The following is a 16442-nucleotide window of genomic DNA, read 5'->3' on the forward strand; positions in this document are numbered from 1 at the left end:
GAACGATCAGGCGAGCTTGCGCGCCAGGTTCTCGTCGAGCGCGTTCATGAACTCGTCAGTGGTCAGCCACGGAGCGTCCCGGCTGATCAGCAGCGCGAGGTCCTTGGTCATCTGACCGCCCTCGACGGTCTCGATGCAGACCTGCTCCAGCGTCTCGGCGAACTGGGTGACCTCCGGCGTCCCATCCAGCTTGCCGCGGTGCTTGAGCCCGCCCGTCCACGCGAAGATCGACGCGATCGGGTTGGTCGACGTCTTCTCGCCCTTCTGCCACTGCCGGTAGTGCCGGGTGACCGTGCCGTGCGCGGCCTCGGCCTCGACGGTCTGCCCGTCCGGCGTCATCAGCACCGACGTCATCAGGCCGAGCGAGCCGAAGCCCTGCGCGACCGTGTCCGACTGCACGTCACCGTCGTAGTTCTTGCAGGCCCAGACGTAGCCGCCCTCCCACTTCATCGCGGCGGCGACCATGTCGTCGATCAGCCGGTGCTCGTAGGTGATGCCGGCTTCCTTGAACTGGTCGGCGAACTCGGTCTCGAAGATCTCCGCGAACAGGTCCTTGAAACGGCCGTCGTAGGCCTTCAGGATCGTGTTCTTGGTGGAGAGGTAGACCGGGTAGTTGCGGGCCAGGCCGTAACGGAACGAGGCGCGCGCGAAGTCGCGGATCGACTCGTCGTAGTTGTACATCGCCATGCCGACGCCGCCGGCCGGGAACTCCGAGACGAGGAACTCCATCGGCGCCGAGCCGTCGTCCGGGGTGAAGGTGACGGTCATCTTGCCGGCGCTGGGCGCGACGAAGTCGGTCGCCTTGTACTGGTCACCGTGGGCGTGACGACCGATGATGATCGGCTTCGTCCAGCCCGGAACCAGCCTGGGTACGTTGTTCATGATGATCGGCTCGCGGAAGACGACGCCGCCGAGGATGTTGCGGATCGTGCCGTTCGGCGACCGCCACATCTTCTTCAGGCCGAACTCCTGCACCCGCGCCTCGTCCGGCGTGATGGTCGCGCACTTGACGCCCACCCCGTGCCGCTTGATCGCGTTGGCGGAATCGATCGTGACCTGGTCGTCGGTCTCGTCCCGGTACTGGATCGACAGGTCGTAGTACTCGAGGTTGACGTCGAGGTACGGCAGGATCAGCTGCTCACGGATCTGCTTCCAGATGATCCGGGTCATCTCGTCGCCGTCGATCTCCACGACCGGGTTCTTGACCTTGATTTTCGCCATCGGCCGGCGCTCCTCTCCCGAAACACACGCTTAGCAGTACGAGCGTACTGCCCGCCCGCTGAAGATCGCCGGGCGGCCCCGAACTGGTGATCCCCCTCTACCATCCCAGCGTTGACGCCCGAGCGGGCCGATAAGCGGCACGAGCTCCGCCGCCGCGAGCGCATCCAGCACAAACTCCGGGAGCGGGGCCGGGCTCGGCCGACCCTGGCGAGCCGACGCGGTGAGGCACCTCACGGTCAGCCGACAATCGCCCCGTAGGCCCGGGCGAAGTGGGCGGCCTGGGCCAGGTCGATCCTGGCTCCGGTGACGTCGACATCGCGCAACGGCGCTCCGTCCAGATCCGCACCCCGAAGATCAGATCCTTTGAGTACGGCGTCCTTGAGCCGGACATTCGACAGATCCGCGCCGCGCAGGTCGGTCTTCGACAGGTCGGCCCCGGTCAGATCGGCCTCGCGCAGCCGGATCGCGCCGAAGCGGATGCCGGCCAGCTTCTGCCCGCGCAGCGAGACGAACCCCCAGTCGCCGCCGTCGACGGTCAGCGGACGCAGCTCACAGTCCTCGAAACTGGTGCCGGTCAGCTTGCACTCGACGAACCGCGCGTCGAAGAACGAGCAGCGACGCAGCGTGGACTGCAGGATCGCGGTCCGCTCGAACGTGGCCGCGTTGAACTTGACGTTGCCGAACTCGCACCGCTCGAACGTGCACGCCGTGAAGGTCGACTCGCTCCAGTCCACGTCATGGAACACGCAGTCCACGTAGTGAACCCGCTCCTCCTCAGCAAGCGCCCAGTCCTCCCCCGAGAACCGCTCATTCGCCCGGCGGTTCATAGGTTCCTCACGAAACGCCGCCGATGAGGAGGCAGCTGATTTTTCGACGCCCGCGGGGTGTGCGGGTGGCGGAAAATCATCTGACTCCTCATCGGGTACCAGGCGTTTTGTGCGCGGAGCGAAGCGGAGCCAAGCTAGCTCAGTGGTAGAAGTGCCTGGTGCCGGTCAAGTAGACCGTCAGGCCGGCCTTCTCGGCGGCCTCGATCACCAGGTTGTCGCGGATCGAACCACCCGGCTGAACCACGGCCTTGATGCCGGCGGCGATCAGGACTTCGAGACCGTCCGGGAACGGGAAGAAGGCGTCGGACGCGGCGACGCTGCCGGCGGCGCGGGCGGCGCCGGCGCGGTCGACCGCGAGCTTGGCCGAGTCGACCCGGTTGACCTGGCCCATGCCGACGCCGACGGTCGCGCCGTCGTGGGCCAGCAGGATCGCGTTGCTCTTCACGCTGCGGATCGCCCGCCACGCGAAGACCAGGTCGCGCAGGACCTCCGGGGACGCGGCCGCGCCGGTGGCCAGGGTCCAGTTGGCCGGGTCGTCGCCGTCGGCGTCGATCCGGTCGGACATCTGGACGAGCACGCCGCCACCGACCTGCTTGATCTCCGCGGGCGGCGGGTTCCAGACCGGGGCGACCAGGACGCGCAGGTTCTTCTTCTCCCGCAGCACGTCGAGGGCCTCGGGCGCGAAGGACGGCGCCACGATGACCTCGGTGAAGATCTCCGCGACCTGCTTGGCCAGTTCGAGCGTGACCTCCTGGTTGACGGCGATCACGCCGCCGAACGCGGAGACCGGGTCGCACTCGTGGGCCTTGCGGTGGGCCTCGGCCACGTCGGCGCCGATCGCGACACCGCACGGGTTGGCGTGCTTGATGATCGCCACGGCCGGGTCGGTGAAGTCGTTCGCGGTGCGCCAGGCGGCGTCCGCGTCGACATAGTTGTTGTAGGACATCTCCTTGCCGTTGAGCTGCTCGGCCTGGGCGAGCCCGGCCGGGGCGGCCGGGTCCAGGTACAGCGCGGCCTGCTGGTGCGGGTTCTCGCCGTACCGAAGGATGTCCTGTTTTTTCAGTGCGATTCCCGCGAATTCCGGCCATTCCGACGGCGCCAGCACCGTGGCCGTCCAGTTCGCGACCGCGACGTCGTACTCCGCGATGTTGATGAAGGCCCGGGAGGCGAGCGCCTTGCGCTGGTCCAGCGTGAAACCGCCGGCGGCGAGGGCGGCGAGGATCAGCGGGTAACCCTCGGTGGAGACGACGACCGCGACCGAGGCGTGGTTCTTGGCCGCGGCGCGGACCATCGCCGGGCCACCGATGTCGATCTTGGCGATGCACTCCTCCTCGCTCGCCCCCGAGGCGACCGTCTCGGAGAACGGGTAGAGGCTGCTGACCAGCAGGTCGAACGGCTCGATCCCGTGCTCGGCCAGCTCCTCGGCGTGGCTGTCGAGCCGCAGGTCGGCCAGCAGACCGGCGTGCACCTTCGGGTGCAGGGTCTTCACCCGGTCACTGAGGATCTCCGGGAAACCGGTCAGATCCTCGACCCGGGTCACCGGCACACCGGACTTCTCCACGGTGCTGGCGGTGGAACCGGTCGAGACGATCTGGACGCCGGCGGCGTGCAGGGCCTGGGCGAGCTCGACGATGCCCGCCTTGTCCCACACGCTCAGCAGCGCCCGCTTGATCGGACGAAGGCCCTCAGTGCTCACGGGATCCGTACCTTCCTGTCTTTGATGGTCCAGCCGTCGCGGACCAGGCGGCCGACGAACTCGACCAGCTGGGCGCGCTCGGCCACCTTGATCCGCTCGGTGAGCGTCTCCTCCGTGTCGCCGTCGAGCACGGGGACGCTGACCTGGGCGATGATCGGTCCGGTGTCGACGCCGGCGTCGACGAAGAAGAGCGTCGCGCCGGCGAGCTTCACGCCGTAGGCGAGCGCGTCACGCGGCCCGTGAATGCCGGGGAACGACGGCAGCAGCGCGTTGTGCGTGTTGATGTAGCGGTCGCCGAACGCGTCCAGGAACTGCTTGCCGACCAGCTTCAGGAAGCCGGCCGAGATGACGAGGTCGGGGCGGTGCTCGGCGACGTGCGCGGTGAGCGCGGCATCCCAGTCGTCCCGGGTCTCGTAGGCCTTCACCGAGTCCACGAACGTGGGCACCCCGGCCGCGGCGGCGATGTCGAGACCGGCGATGCCGTCCCGGTCCGCGCCGACGGCGACGACCACGGCGCCATACGCCGGATCCGTGGCCGCTTCGAGAAGAGCTTGCAGGTTGCTGCCCGATCCGGAGATCAGGACGACCAGGCGGGCGGGCGCGGGGTCAGTCACCTCAGCACCCTATCCGGGGCGCCCAGGACAACCGAAATCGGGCGGTTATCTGCGGCTCTTGGCCGGCGCCGGGCGGCGCGGGGTGCTGAAGATCCGGGCCGCCGACGCCCCGACGATCACCGAGATGGCGGCAACGATCATGGCGACCAGCCCGACCGGAACGGCTTCCGGGCCGATCTCGGCGAGGCGCCCGCCGCCCACCGGGCCGCCGGAACACCACGCGAGCGCGCCCAGCAGCAGGCCCGCGACCGGACCGGCCAGCACGCCGGCGCCGATCAGCAGCGACCAGGCCGGCTCCGGCGCGTCCGCGGCCGAGCCGCGTCCCGGGCCCCAGGCGTGGGCCCGGCCATACCTCAACCGCTGGGTGAGCCCCCAGCCGGCCACCGCGCCGGCGACCACCGGGAGCGCCAGCAGCAATGTCCCGCCGGAGCCCTGCGGGCCGTTCGGGAGGCCGGCCAGCAGCGGCAACGTGGGCAGATCGCCGACCGCGAACTCGGTCAGCCGGATGCTCGACCCGACCCCCAGCGCGAAACCCGGGCCGAGCAGGTAGGCGGTGGCCCAGATGGCCGCGTTGGCCGCGTAGGCCACGCTGATCAGGGTGATTCCGGCCTGACCGGCCACCCCGGTGTGATAGGCCGCGATGATCTTCGCGGCGTCGCCGCCGCCGAGCGCCACCGACAGGCCGCCGACCGCCGCGCCCGCCCCGACCATCAGGAGCCCGGCGACCAGGCCGGTCCGGACACCGTGCCGCAGCGCCGACGGGACCCGCCGGGCCAGCGTGGTGACGGAGTCACTGCCACGCAGCGAACCGATCAGCGCACCGAGCACGCCGAGCAGCAGAAAATCAGACGCGGCCTTGGCGGTGGAGACCTCGGTGCCGCGACCATCGGTGAAGTGGGCGGTCAAGGCACCGATCCCGGCGTACGTCGCTCCGACGCACAGGGCCACGAGCAGCGCCGACCCGATCGAGCCGGAGCGCCGCGCCCCGATCGCCCGGGTCACGTGCAGCCCGGCCCGGTTGAGACGCCACAGCACGAGCCCGGTCAACAGCATCGGCATGAGGCCGAGCGAGCCGATCGAGGTACCGATCGACACCCCGTGGCCGAGCAGCCACGCGGCCGCACCGGCGTGGGCCGCCCCGGCCAGGCCGCCCTGACCCTCCAGCGTGCGGGCCAGCCCCAGTGCGGCGGCGACCGGAAGATACGTCAGCGCGGCGGCCCAGAGTGTGGCGAAGGCGACGGCCACCGGCAGCGGTGCGCCCCGCGGGCGACGCTCCGACGGCCGGCGCTGGGTCGGCACCCGCACCGTCTCGCGGCGGCCCAGCACGGCGTCGTCGACGATCACGGTGTCCCGGGCCTCGGGCGCCGGCTCCGGCGGCTCGCCGACCGGCACCTCCTCGGTGTCCCGCACCACGGACTGCAGCGCCTCGGCGACCGCGAACGGGTCCTCCGAGCCGCCGGGACGGTCGGTTGTGCTGGGCATCGCGACCTACCTTGTCACGCCGAGGCACTTACGGCGATGCAGATACGACGGCGCGCCGCCGATCGGGTCGTATCGACCCGGCCCGCGGCGCGCCGTTCGTACCAAATAGATGGTCAGCTCATGATCTCGCGCATGAGCCGCGCGGTCTCGCTCGGCGTCTTGCCGACCTTGACCCCGGCCGCCTCCAGCGCCGCCTTCTTCGCGTCGGCGGTGCCGGCCGAGCCGGAGATGATCGCGCCGGCGTGACCCATGGTCTTGCCGGGCGGGGCGGTGAAGCCCGCGATGTAACCGACCACCGGCTTGGTGACGTTGGCCTTGATGAACTCGGCGGCCCGCTCCTCGGCGTCGCCACCGATCTCACCGATCATCACGATCGCGTCGGTGTCCGGGTCCTCCTGGAACGCCTTCAGCGCGTCGATGTGCGTGGTCCCGATGATCGGGTCGCCACCGATGCCGACCGCGGTCGAGAAGCCGAACTCCCGCAGCTCGTACATGAGCTGGTAGGTGAGCGTGCCGCTCTTGCTGACCAGGCCGATCCGGCCCTGCGGGGTGATGTCGGCCGGGATGATGCCGGCGTTCGACGCGCCCGGCGAGGCGATGCCCGGGCAGTTCGGGCCGATGATCCGGGTCTTCTCACCCTTGGCCACGTTGTACGACCAGAAGGACGCCGAGTCCTGCACCGGCACGCCCTCGGTGATCACGATGGCCAGCGGGATCTCGGCGTCGATCGCCTCGACGACCGCGGCCTTGGTGAACGCCGGCGGTACGAAGATGACCGACACGTCGGCGCCGGTCTCCTTGATCGCCTCGGCGACCGTGGCGAACACCGGAAGCTCGGTGCCGTCGAAGTCCACCTTGGTGCCGGCCTTGCGCGGGTTCACGCCGCCGACCACGTTGGTGCCCGCGGCGAGCATCCGCTTGGTGTGCTTGGAGCCCTCACCACCGGTGATGCCCTGGACGATGACCTTGGAGTCCTTGGTGAGCCAGATAGCCATTAGTTCACTTCCCCGCAGCCGCGAGCTCGGCGGCCTTCTCTGCCGCTCCGTCCATCGTGTCGACCCGCGTGACCAGCGGGTTGTTGGCGCCGTCGAGGATGGCGCGGCCGGCCTCGGCGTTGTTGCCGTCGAGACGCACCACGAGCGGCTTGGTCACCGTCTCGCCGCGGTCGGCCAGCAGCTGCAGGGCCTGGATGATGCCGTTGGCCACCGCGTCACAGGCGGTGATGCCGCCGAAGACGTTCACGAAGACCGACTTGACGGCCGGGTCGCCGAGGACGATCTCCAGGCCGTTGGCCATCACCTGGGCGCTCGCGCCGCCACCGATGTCGAGGAAGTTGGCCGGCTTCACGTTGCCGTGCTTCTCACCGGCGTACGCGACCACGTCGAGGGTGGACATGACCAGGCCCGCGCCGTTGCCGATGATGCCGACCTCGCCGTCGAGCTTGACGTAGTTGAGGTTCTTGGCCTTGGCCGCCTGCTCGATCGGGTCGACCGCGGACTTGTCCTCGAGCGCCTCGTGGTCGGGGTGCCGGAAGCCGGCGTTCTCGTCCAGGGTGACCTTGGCGTCCAGCGCCAGCACACGGCCGTCGCCGACCTTGGCCAGCGGGTTGACCTCGACCAGCAGCGCGTCCTCGGCCACGAAGGCCTGCCACAGCTTCACGGCGATGTCGACGACCTGGTCGGCGACGTCGGCCGGGAACTTGGCCAGGGTGACGATCTCCCGCGCCTTGGCCTCGTCCACGCCCTTGCTGGCGTCGATGGCGACCTTGGCGACCCGGTCCGGGTCCTCCTCGGCGACCGTCTCGATCTCCATACCACCGGCGACGCTGGCGATGCAGAGGAACGTGCGGTTGGCCCGGTCCAGCAGGTAGGAGAAGTAGTACTCCTCCTTGATGTCGGCCGTCTCGGCCAGCATCACCTTGTGGACCGTGTGACCCTTGATGTCCATGCCCAGGATGTCGGTCGCGCGGGCCTCGGCCTCGTCGGCCCCGTCGGCCAGCTTGACGCCGCCGGCCTTACCGCGGCCACCGACCTTGACCTGCGCCTTGACGACGACCTTGCCGCCCAGGCGCTCGGCGATCGCCCGGGCCTCCTGCGGGGTCTCGGCGACGCCGCCGCCCAGCACGGGCAGCCCGTGCCGTTCGAACAGGTCGCGCCCCTGATACTCGAACAGGTCCACGTGTCTCCTTTCGCTCGCGACGCCAAGCGCCGGCAAGCCGCACCATTGCGTCCCGACCTGTTGTATGCGCGGCGCGTCGCAGTGGCGCCGCCAGCGTGAGGATCGTCCGGCCATCTGACCGCCCGCCGAAGCGCGGCCCGCCGAATGGCCTTCATCCGCAGAGTAGCGACCGATTCGGGCTTCGTGCCCGCGCGGGTACACGGTGTGCAAGACCACACACCAGAGGTACGAAATCGCAGGTCCGGGACGGTCGGGACAGCTGTGTGCAGAGTGACCGCCGAGGCCCGCGGTACGCCTCCCTTCGATCTCCCCGGGCGCTCCGGCCCAACTGTGCGGAAAAAGTCACGCGAGCGCGCGTAACCCCCGGGAGGAGGGGTCGTTGAGTGTGATGTCGGCGGCCCGTTACCGGGCTCGCGGACGAGAAAGCGGCCGATGCCCTGTCGGTCGAGGGGTGGCGGCGGGGCATCGCGCATAGAGGGGCCGGACGTGTGAGGGGTGCGTCCGGTCCCTCCCTTTATTTATTCCGGCCCGTCGGCCGCCTGTCTCGGTGACTGTCTAAACGGCCTGGCCGCCCCGCATTGGCGCGAACCCATTCGGCGACGGATGCGGTAGTCGCACCGGCCGTGAATGGCTCGGCTACGCCAGGTGATTTCCATTCCGTGATGTCGCCCTCCGGAATGATGACGCCACCGAATGCAACGACCCCTCCCCCCATCGGCACGAGTGTGCCAACCCTGACCCGCACCCGCCCGAGCGAGCGGCGACCGGCCGCGCCGAGCCCTCGGCGGCACCCCGGACCAGGACACGGCTCGGGAATGGTTACGCCGGTCACATCACTTTCCGTTTTATTGCCGATTACGTACCGTCGCTAATTCGGCGCTAAGGAAAGTAAGCCAATTCGGACAATAAGTGATCAATACTGGCATGGAACTGTCACGAAAATGGCGCTGCGACTTGTGACCGGGCAGTCGTTTCGTTACCGTGGCCACGGCTCCCGCACAGGTTCACCCCTAAGCGAGAGCCCGGCCAACACTCGTTAACCGCTTGACGGCGGGATACGAGGGTGCCGCCGCAATGTCGTCGACGGAGGGTTGTTCGTGCGCCAGCGCTTGTCGTCTGAGCCCGATCGCTATCGCGGCCGCCGCCGCGTGCCAACCCCGCCGCGCAGCCGTTACGCCGCGGTCGTCACCTCCGCATTCGTCGGCGCCGGCGTCGTCGCTCTCGGCGCCGCGAACCTCTCGGACGCCAAAGCCGTCAGCCCGGACGTGCTGCAGAGCCTGGACCAGTCACAGCAGTCCCAGGCCGCCACCGACGCGCTGGCCAACCGCTCCGACCCGAGCCGCGCCTCCCGCAGTGAGAACCGGGACGCCACGGCCAAGGCCGGCGCCAAGATCTCCGACGAGGAAGCCGCCGCCGAGGTCTACGTTCTCCCCCTCGACGACTACGAGTTCACCGCACCGTTCGGGGTCCGCTTCGGCAAGCTGCACGCCGGCATCGACCTGGCCGCCCCCGAGGGCACGCCCTACAAGGCGGTCCACGCGGGCACGGTCACCGCGGCCGGCTACAACGGCGGCTACGGATACTCGATCACCGTCCAGCAGAGCGACGGCACCGAGATCATCTACGCGCACTCGCGGCGGCTGCTGGTGAAGAAGGGCGACACCGTCAAGGCCGGTCAGGTCGTCGGCGAGGTCGGCAACACCGGTTACTCGTACGGGACGCACCTGCACCTGGAGATCCACGTCGGCGGCAAGCCCACCGACCCGATCACCTTCCTCAAGGCCCACGGCGTCGACATCCAGCTCCAGATCGAGTCGGTCTACGCGAGCATGGCCGGCGCCGAAGCCGCTTCCTGACCGGTTGCGGATCGGCCGCCTCTGGCCGGCCCCTGGTCGCGGGTCGACCTCCCGTGGACGGCCCCTCGGTTGCAGGTCGGTTGAACCGGCCGCCCACTCCCTCAGCGCTCCCCGGACGGGGCCGACAGAACCGTGACAGCGGAATTCACGGTCGTCGGGAAGAGAGTCTCGCGTGGGGCAGACCTGGGGCACGGGCACCAACGGGCGGCACCGTCAGGAGCGCCTGCACCGTCACCGGGCTCCGGCGTTCCCGGCCCTCTTCGCCAGCCGCGGACGATCCGCGATCTCCCTGACCGCGCTGACCGCCACCCTCGCCACCGGAATCGGAGTGGCCGGCGCCGCCGCCTCCGCCGCGACCCCGGGCGGGCACACCGGCGGCGGGCACACCGCCGCGCACGCGACCGCGGCCCTGCCGATCGTCCCGCCGCTCGGTGACGACGCGCCCGGCAAGGCGTACCCCCGGCTCGGCACCGACGACGGCGGCCTCGGCATCGCCGCCGGCCTCGGCATCTCGCAGGCGGCGCCGGTCAAACGCATGGACCGGCCCGTCCCGGTCGTCGCCCCGCCCGCCGTGCACCCGGCCACGGCCCCGGACGGCGTCGGGGCCGACTGGGTGAACCCGAACCCGGCCGGGCAGGTCACCTCCTGCTTCGGGCCGCGCTGGGGCCGTCTGCACGCCGGTGTGGACATCGCCGCGCCGGACGGCTCACCGATCGTCGCCGCGGGCGCCGGCGTGGTCATCCGGGCCGGACTCGCCGAGGGCTACGGCAACGCCGTACTCATCGACCACGGCAACGGGTGGCTCACCCATTACGGCCACCTGTCCCGGATCGCCGTGACCGTGGGCCAGGTCGTGCAGGCCGGGGAACAGATCGGCGACGAAGGGTCGACCGGGCACTCGACCGGGCCCCACCTGCACTTCGAGGTGCACGAGGGGCACTACAAGAACCCGGTCGAGCCGACCGCGTGGATGCATCAGCGCGGGGTGGACATTCCCGGCTGCGACACGTACTGAAATCGGCCCTGGATCTTGATCTAGATCTTCTCGATCGGGGCGTGCCGCATGATCAACCACATTGTCTGGTCGCCGAAGTCGATCTGGGCGCGGGCGCCCGGGCCCTGCCCCTCGACCGCGACGACCCGGCCCAAACCGTAACGCTGGTGGTTGACCCGGTCGCCGGGCTCCACCTTCGGCGCCTGCTTGAGCTCGCTCGCCGTCGAGAGCCGGCTGGCGTCGATGCCGAGACGCTCGGCGATGCGCTGCGCCTTCGGCGTGCCGCCGGCGAAACCACCACCACGCTGCCGATCGCCGCCGCGACCACCGATCCCGCCGCCCGTGCCGGACCACGACGTGTACGACCCGCCGGTGCGCTCCCAGCGGATCAGCTCCTCCGGCAGCTCGTCGGTGAACCGGGACGGCGGGTTGTACTGCGGCTGGCCCCACTGCGAGCGGGTCACCGCCCGGGACAGGTAGAGGCGCTGGCGGGCGCGGGTGATCCCGACATAGGCCAGCCGGCGCTCCTCCTCCAGCTCGGTGTTGTCGGACATCGCCCGCATGTGCGGGAAGACGCCGTCCTCCAGGCCGGTCAGGAAGACGACCGGGAACTCCAGGCCCTTCGCCGTGTGCAGGGTCATCAGCGTGACCACACCCTGATGATCCGGATCGTCGGAGGGGATCTGGTCGGCGTCGGCCACCAGCGCCACCTGCTCCAGGAAGCCGGCCAGCGTCGCCGTCGGGGCCTCCGGGTTCTCCTCGTCGGCCTGGGACTCCACCCGTTCGGTGTACTCCCGGGCGACGCTGACGAGCTCCTGCAGGTTCTCCACCCGGCCCTGGTCCTGCGGGTCGAGGCTCTCCTCGAGCTCGCTGAGCAGGCCGGAGCGCTGCAGCATGGCCTCCAGCACCTCCTCCGGCGGGGCGGTCGCCGCCAGCTCCCGCAGATCGTCCAGGAGCTGCACGAAGTCGGCGATGCTGTTGGCCGCGCGAGTCGAGATGCCCGGCGCGTTGCGCGCGTGCCGCAGCGACTGGCCGAACGAGATCCGGTCCCGGCCGGACAGCGCCTCGACGCAGGCCTCGGCCCGGTCGCCGATCCCCCGCTTCGGCGTGTTCAGCACCCGGCGGATGCTCACCGTGTCGTCCTCGTTCACGATCGAGCGCAGGTAGGCCAGCGCGTCGCGGACCTCCTTGCGCTCGTAGAAGCGCACCCCGCCGACCACCTTGTAGGGCAGGCCGACCCGGATGAACACCTCCTCGAACACGCGGGACTGATTGTTCGTCCGGTAGAAGACGGCGACGTCGCCCGGGCGCACGTCGTGGTTGTCGGTCAGGCGGTCGATCTCCCGGGCCACCCAGTCGGCCTCGGCGTGCTCGGTGTCGGCGACGTAGCCCACGATCTGCTCGCCGGCGCCCTGATCGCTCCAGAGCCGCTTCGGCTTGCGTGACGTGTTCCGGTCGATCACCGCGTTCGCCGCCGACAGGATCGTCTGGGTGGAGCGATAATTCTGCTCCAGCAGGATCGTGCGGGCCGACGGGTAATCCCGCTCGAACTCCAGGATGTTACGGATCGTGGCGCCGCGGAACGCGTAGATCGACTGGTCGGCGTCACCGACCACACACAGCTCGGACGGGTCGTCGTCGTCCTTGCCGACCAGCTCGCGGATCAACGTGTACTGCGCGTGGTTGGTGTCCTGATACTCGTCGACCAGCACGTGACGGAAACGGCGACGGTAGGCCTCGGCGACCAGCGGATGCGACTGGAACAGGTGCACCGTGGCCATGATGATGTCGTCGAAGTCCAGCGCGTGGGCCTCGCGCAGACGGCGCTGATACAACTCATAGGCCTCGGCGACGGCCCGCTCGTTCGGACCACTCGCGCGGCCCTTGAACTCCTCCGGGTCGACCAGCTCGTTCTTCAGATTCGACACCTGGGCGGCCAGGCCCCGCGCGGTGTAGCGCTTCGGGTCCAGATCCAGCTCGCGGGCGACCATCTGCATCAGCCGGCGCGAATCGTCCGCGTCGTAGATCGAGAACGTGCTCTTCAACCCCGCGTGCTCGTGCTCGGCCCGCAGGATCCGGACACAGGCCGAGTGGAACGTCGACACCCACATCAGCCGGGCGCGCGGGCCGACCAGATGGGCCACCCGCTCCTTCATCTCGCCGGCCGCCTTGTTGGTGAACGTGATCGCGATGATCTCGCCGGGATGCACGCCCCGCGCGGCCAGCAGATAGGCGATCCGGTGCGTGAGCACACGGGTCTTGCCCGAGCCGGCACCGGCCACGATCAGCAGCGGGCCGCCGGCGTGGACCACCGCGTCCCGCTGAGGACCGTTCAGACCCTCCAGCAGCGCGGAAGGGTCGACGGCGGGCCGGGGCGCCCGCGACACCTGCGGCGCCGCCGGCTTCACCGGGGGCGCGACTGTGGGCAGCGCGAACAGGGCGTTGTCGGAAGGTTCAGATGAAGGTCGCATCGCGGGAGCCAGTGTATGCCGACCCCCCGACACGAAATCGCGCCACGGCGACCCACACATCGGTGTCCGGCAATCGACATGTCACCCCGAAGTGGTGGCGCCGGACAGCCCGATCAACGAGTCTGATCGAGATACCTGAACGTCCACTGAAGATTCCGGAGTCTCACGATCATGACTTCTTCCCTTCGGCGGCGCGTCGGAGTGCCGGCCGTCGCGCTGGCCGTCGTCGGTGCGCTCACCACGCTGCCCGCCGCCCAATCGGCGGTCGCCGCGCCACCAGCCGAGTTCACCCCGGTGACCGCGTCCTATGGCGCACCTCACGGATCATCCGTGGTCAAAGGCCAGATCCTCAGCTACAACGACTTCCACGGCGCGATCGACCCGCCCACCGGGAGCGGCGCGGTCGTCAACGCCGGCGGCACCAGCACCCCCGCCGGTGGGGTGGAATACCTGGCGACGTACCTGAAGAAGCTGCGCGCCGAGGCCAAGAAAGAGGGCCGGGAGACGATCACGGCCGGTGCGGGCGACCTCATCGGGGCGTCGCCGCTGGTCAGTGCCGCGTTCCACGACGAGCCGACGATCGAACTGATGAACACGATCGGGCTGCAGGTCAGCTCCGTGGGCAACCACGAGTTCGACGAGGGCGTGGACGAGCTCATCCGGATCCAGCGCGGCGGATGCCACCCGGTCGACGGGTGCCAGGACGGCGACCCGTACCGCGGGGCAAAGTTCAGCTACCTGGCCGCGAACACGATCAACAACAAGACCGGGCTGCCGATCCTGCCGCCGATCGAGATCAAGTACGTCGGTGGCGTGCCGGTCGGGTTCATCGGGCTCACGCTTGAGGGCACGGCCGGGATCGTGAACCCGGCTGGGATCAAGAACGTGCACTTCACCGACGAGATCGTCACCGCCAACAAGTGGAGCAACATCCTCAAGCTGTTCGGCGTCAAGGCGCAGGTGCTGCTGCTGCACGAGGGCGGGGCGCAGGGCTCGGCCACGCCGACGCCGGGTGTCTCGGACTGCGTGAACTTCTCCGGGCCGGTCGTCGACATCGTCAAGGGCCTGAACCCGGAGATCGGGCTCGTGGTGTCCGGGCACACGCACCGCTTCTACAGCTGCAAGCTGCCGGACAAGGCCGGCCGGGACACGGTGGTCACCAGCGCCGGCACCAACGGGCAGCTGGTCACCGACATCGACTACTCGCTGGACAAGCGGACCGGGAAGTTCGCCGAGATCACCGCGAAGAACGTGATCGTGGAGAACGGCGTCTCGGACGGCAACGGCGGCTGGAAGAAGGACGCGGCCGGGGTCTACCTGAAGAACCCGGACACCGTCGACGCCGCGGCCAAGAAGGTGGCCGACAAGTACCGCGTCGCCGTCGCCCCGCTCGCCAACAAGATCATCGGCACCATCTCCGGTGACATCGTGCGCACGAACACCGCGGCCGGCGAGAGCCCGCTCGGCGACGTGATCGCCGACGCCCAGCTGGCCTACACCACGTCGGCCGGCGCCCAGATCGCCCTGATGAACCCGGGTGGCATCCGCGCCGACTTCGACGCCGACCAGTCCTCCGGGGGCGAAGGATACGGCCAGGTCACCTACGGCGAGGCGTTCACCGTTCAGCCGTTCAACAACCTGGTCGCCACCGAGCCGCTCACCGGTGCGCAGCTCAAGGACGTGCTGGAGCAGCAGTTCGCCGGATACGCCGGGCAGACCACCACCAAGATCCTCCAGGTCTCGGCCGGCTTCACCTACACCTGGAGCGCCTCGGCCGCCCTCGGCTCGCGTGTCAGCAACCTCGCCCTGAACGGCACCCCGATCGACCCCGCGGCCACCTACCAGGTCACCATGAACAACTTCCTGGCCGCCGGCGGCGACGGCTTCACCAAGTTCGTCGTCGACCCGGCCAAGGTCGTCACCGCGCCGGGCTTCGACATCGACGCCCTCACCGCCTACCTCGCCACGGGCACCATCTCCCCCGGACCGGCCAACCGCATCTCCACCACCTCCTGACCTCCTCCTGACCTCGTCTCCACCAGCTCGGCCCCCGGCCCACGGCCGGGGGCCGAGCCCATTACTCAGCCCGGCGGTCCGATCGGGGTCCGGGCTGTCGTTCCGGCCGCTGAAACCATGCTCGGGTCTGCCCCAGGGGCCGAGTCAAGGCGGGCGCCGAAGAAATTTCTATACGGCGAGGACCAGGCAAAACCGCTTCCCGTACGGCGTCGGGGACGCCCCGCCGGGACCACCCGTCCGGGGCCGGAGAGGTGCCCGGACGTGCCGGTTCCCAACGTTCGGGCGGTTTTCTTGCGGGGCGGTCCAGGGGCGGGGCATACTCGGCTGCGTGATCCAGCAGGCGCGATTTTTTTACTACGGCACCGGAAGTCCGGCAGCCGTAGGTCGCCCCTGAACGACAGACCTACTTCAAGCCCCGGGCTTCCACAGCCCGGGGCTTGTTGCATCCCGGGCCGGGCTGTCCGGGGCGATGAGCACCCGAGGAGCACAACAATGACCGCCGACGTGATGGACCAGTCCCCCACCGCCGACAAGCCCACCGCGCCTGCCGGGACCACCACGGACAAGCTCGCCGCATCCGCCGGCACGATCGACAAGCTCACCGCACCTGCCGGGTCCACCGCCGACAAGCTCGCCGCATCCGCCGGCACGACCGACAAGCTCGGCGCATCTGCTGGGACCACCGACAAGCTCACGACGACGGCCGGGGACAAGCCGGCGGCCGACAGGCCGACCGCGAGCACCAGCGACGCGGCCGGCAGCGTGGCCGCGCGGCTGACGACCGACAAGGCGACCGCGGCGGCCATCGCGCTGGACGAGTCCACCGGCGCGGGGCGGCCCCTGGCCGCGAGCGAGATCCGCGCCATGCGTGAGCGGATCGACGAGATCGATCAGGCCATCATCGACCTCTGGCAGGAGCGGTCCCGCCTGTCCCAGGAGGTCGGGAAGACCCGGATGGCCTCCGGGGGTACCCGGCTGGTCCTGGCCCGCGAGCGGGAGATCGTCGACCGTTTCCGCGCCGCGTTGGGCCCCGACGGCACGCAGGTCGCGCTGCTTCTGCTCCGCTCCGGCCGCGGCCCGCTGTAGG

12 protein-coding genes are annotated in these 16442 nt (G+C 69.7%); 4 read left to right on the forward strand and 8 right to left on the reverse strand.

The window, feature by feature from the left end; genetic code table 11:
* Window positions 1-6: 6 nt before the first annotated feature.
* From ACSHV8_RS37490 to sucC, 7 genes are all read right to left on the reverse strand, one after another.
* On the reverse strand, window positions 7-1221 hold the full coding sequence (locus ACSHV8_RS37490) for an NADP-dependent isocitrate dehydrogenase (RefSeq protein ID WP_436523817.1): 1215 nt from the start codon (window positions 1219-1221) through the stop codon (window positions 7-9).
* 236 nt (window positions 1222-1457) lie between these two features.
* Window positions 1458-2048 (reverse strand): pentapeptide repeat-containing protein, encoded by a 591-nt coding sequence (locus ACSHV8_RS37495; RefSeq protein WP_436523819.1) that lies wholly within the window; start codon window positions 2046-2048, stop codon window positions 1458-1460.
* 139 nt (window positions 2049-2187) lie between these two features.
* The gene (gene purH, locus ACSHV8_RS37500; protein ID WP_436523821.1) at window positions 2188-3744 is read right to left on the reverse strand and encodes a bifunctional phosphoribosylaminoimidazolecarboxamide formyltransferase/IMP cyclohydrolase; all 1557 of its coding nucleotides are present in this window, start codon (window positions 3742-3744) and stop codon (window positions 2188-2190) included.
* The gene (purN, locus tag ACSHV8_RS37505) at window positions 3741-4358 is read right to left on the reverse strand and encodes a phosphoribosylglycinamide formyltransferase (RefSeq protein WP_436523823.1); all 618 of its coding nucleotides are present in this window, start codon (window positions 4356-4358) and stop codon (window positions 3741-3743) included. The genes purH and purN overlap by 4 nt, the downstream gene beginning before the upstream one ends.
* Window positions 4359-4403: 45 nt before the next feature.
* The gene (locus ACSHV8_RS37510; RefSeq protein ID WP_436523825.1) at window positions 4404-5840 is read right to left on the reverse strand and encodes a cell division protein PerM; all 1437 of its coding nucleotides are present in this window, start codon (window positions 5838-5840) and stop codon (window positions 4404-4406) included.
* Window positions 5841-5953: 113 nt separating this feature from the next.
* Window positions 5954-6835 carry a succinate--CoA ligase subunit alpha gene (gene sucD / locus ACSHV8_RS37515; RefSeq protein WP_436523827.1) on the reverse strand — a complete coding sequence of 294 codons (882 nt, stop codon included), beginning with the start codon at window positions 6833-6835 and terminating at the stop codon, window positions 5954-5956.
* 4 nt (window positions 6836-6839) lie between these two features.
* The gene (sucC, locus tag ACSHV8_RS37520; protein ID WP_436523829.1) at window positions 6840-8018 is read right to left on the reverse strand and encodes an ADP-forming succinate--CoA ligase subunit beta; all 1179 of its coding nucleotides are present in this window, start codon (window positions 8016-8018) and stop codon (window positions 6840-6842) included.
* A gap of 1097 nt (window positions 8019-9115) precedes the next feature.
* Here sucC and ACSHV8_RS37525 point away from each other — a divergent pair.
* Both ACSHV8_RS37525 and ACSHV8_RS37530 read left to right on the forward strand, forming a co-directional pair.
* On the forward strand, window positions 9116-9874 hold the full coding sequence (locus ACSHV8_RS37525; RefSeq protein WP_436523831.1) for a M23 family metallopeptidase: 759 nt from the start codon (window positions 9116-9118) through the stop codon (window positions 9872-9874).
* A 172-nt stretch (window positions 9875-10046) separates the two neighbouring features.
* The gene (locus ACSHV8_RS37530) at window positions 10047-10889 is read left to right on the forward strand and encodes a M23 family metallopeptidase (protein WP_436523833.1); all 843 of its coding nucleotides are present in this window, start codon (window positions 10047-10049) and stop codon (window positions 10887-10889) included.
* Window positions 10890-10909: 20 nt separating this feature from the next.
* Here ACSHV8_RS37530 and pcrA read toward each other — a convergent pair whose 3' ends face one another.
* Complete coding sequence (pcrA, locus tag ACSHV8_RS37535; RefSeq protein WP_436523835.1) at window positions 10910-13339, reverse strand: DNA helicase PcrA; 2430 nt, start codon at window positions 13337-13339, stop codon at window positions 10910-10912.
* 171 nt (window positions 13340-13510) lie between these two features.
* Here pcrA and ACSHV8_RS37540 point away from each other — a divergent pair, with 171 nt between their 5' ends.
* Window positions 13511-15355, forward strand: coding sequence for a bifunctional metallophosphatase/5'-nucleotidase (locus tag ACSHV8_RS37540; RefSeq protein ID WP_436523837.1), 1845 nt, complete (start codon window positions 13511-13513; stop codon window positions 15353-15355).
* Window positions 15356-16129: 774 nt separating this feature from the next.
* Window positions 16130-16441 carry a chorismate mutase gene (locus ACSHV8_RS37545; RefSeq protein ID WP_436537083.1) on the forward strand — a complete coding sequence of 104 codons (312 nt, stop codon included), beginning with the start codon at window positions 16130-16132 and terminating at the stop codon, window positions 16439-16441.
* Window position 16442: the final 1 nt, after the last annotated feature.

The organism is Actinoplanes sp. HUAS TT8 (genome assembly GCF_051380535.1).
Lineage (GTDB): Bacteria > Actinomycetota > Actinomycetes > Mycobacteriales > Micromonosporaceae > Actinoplanes.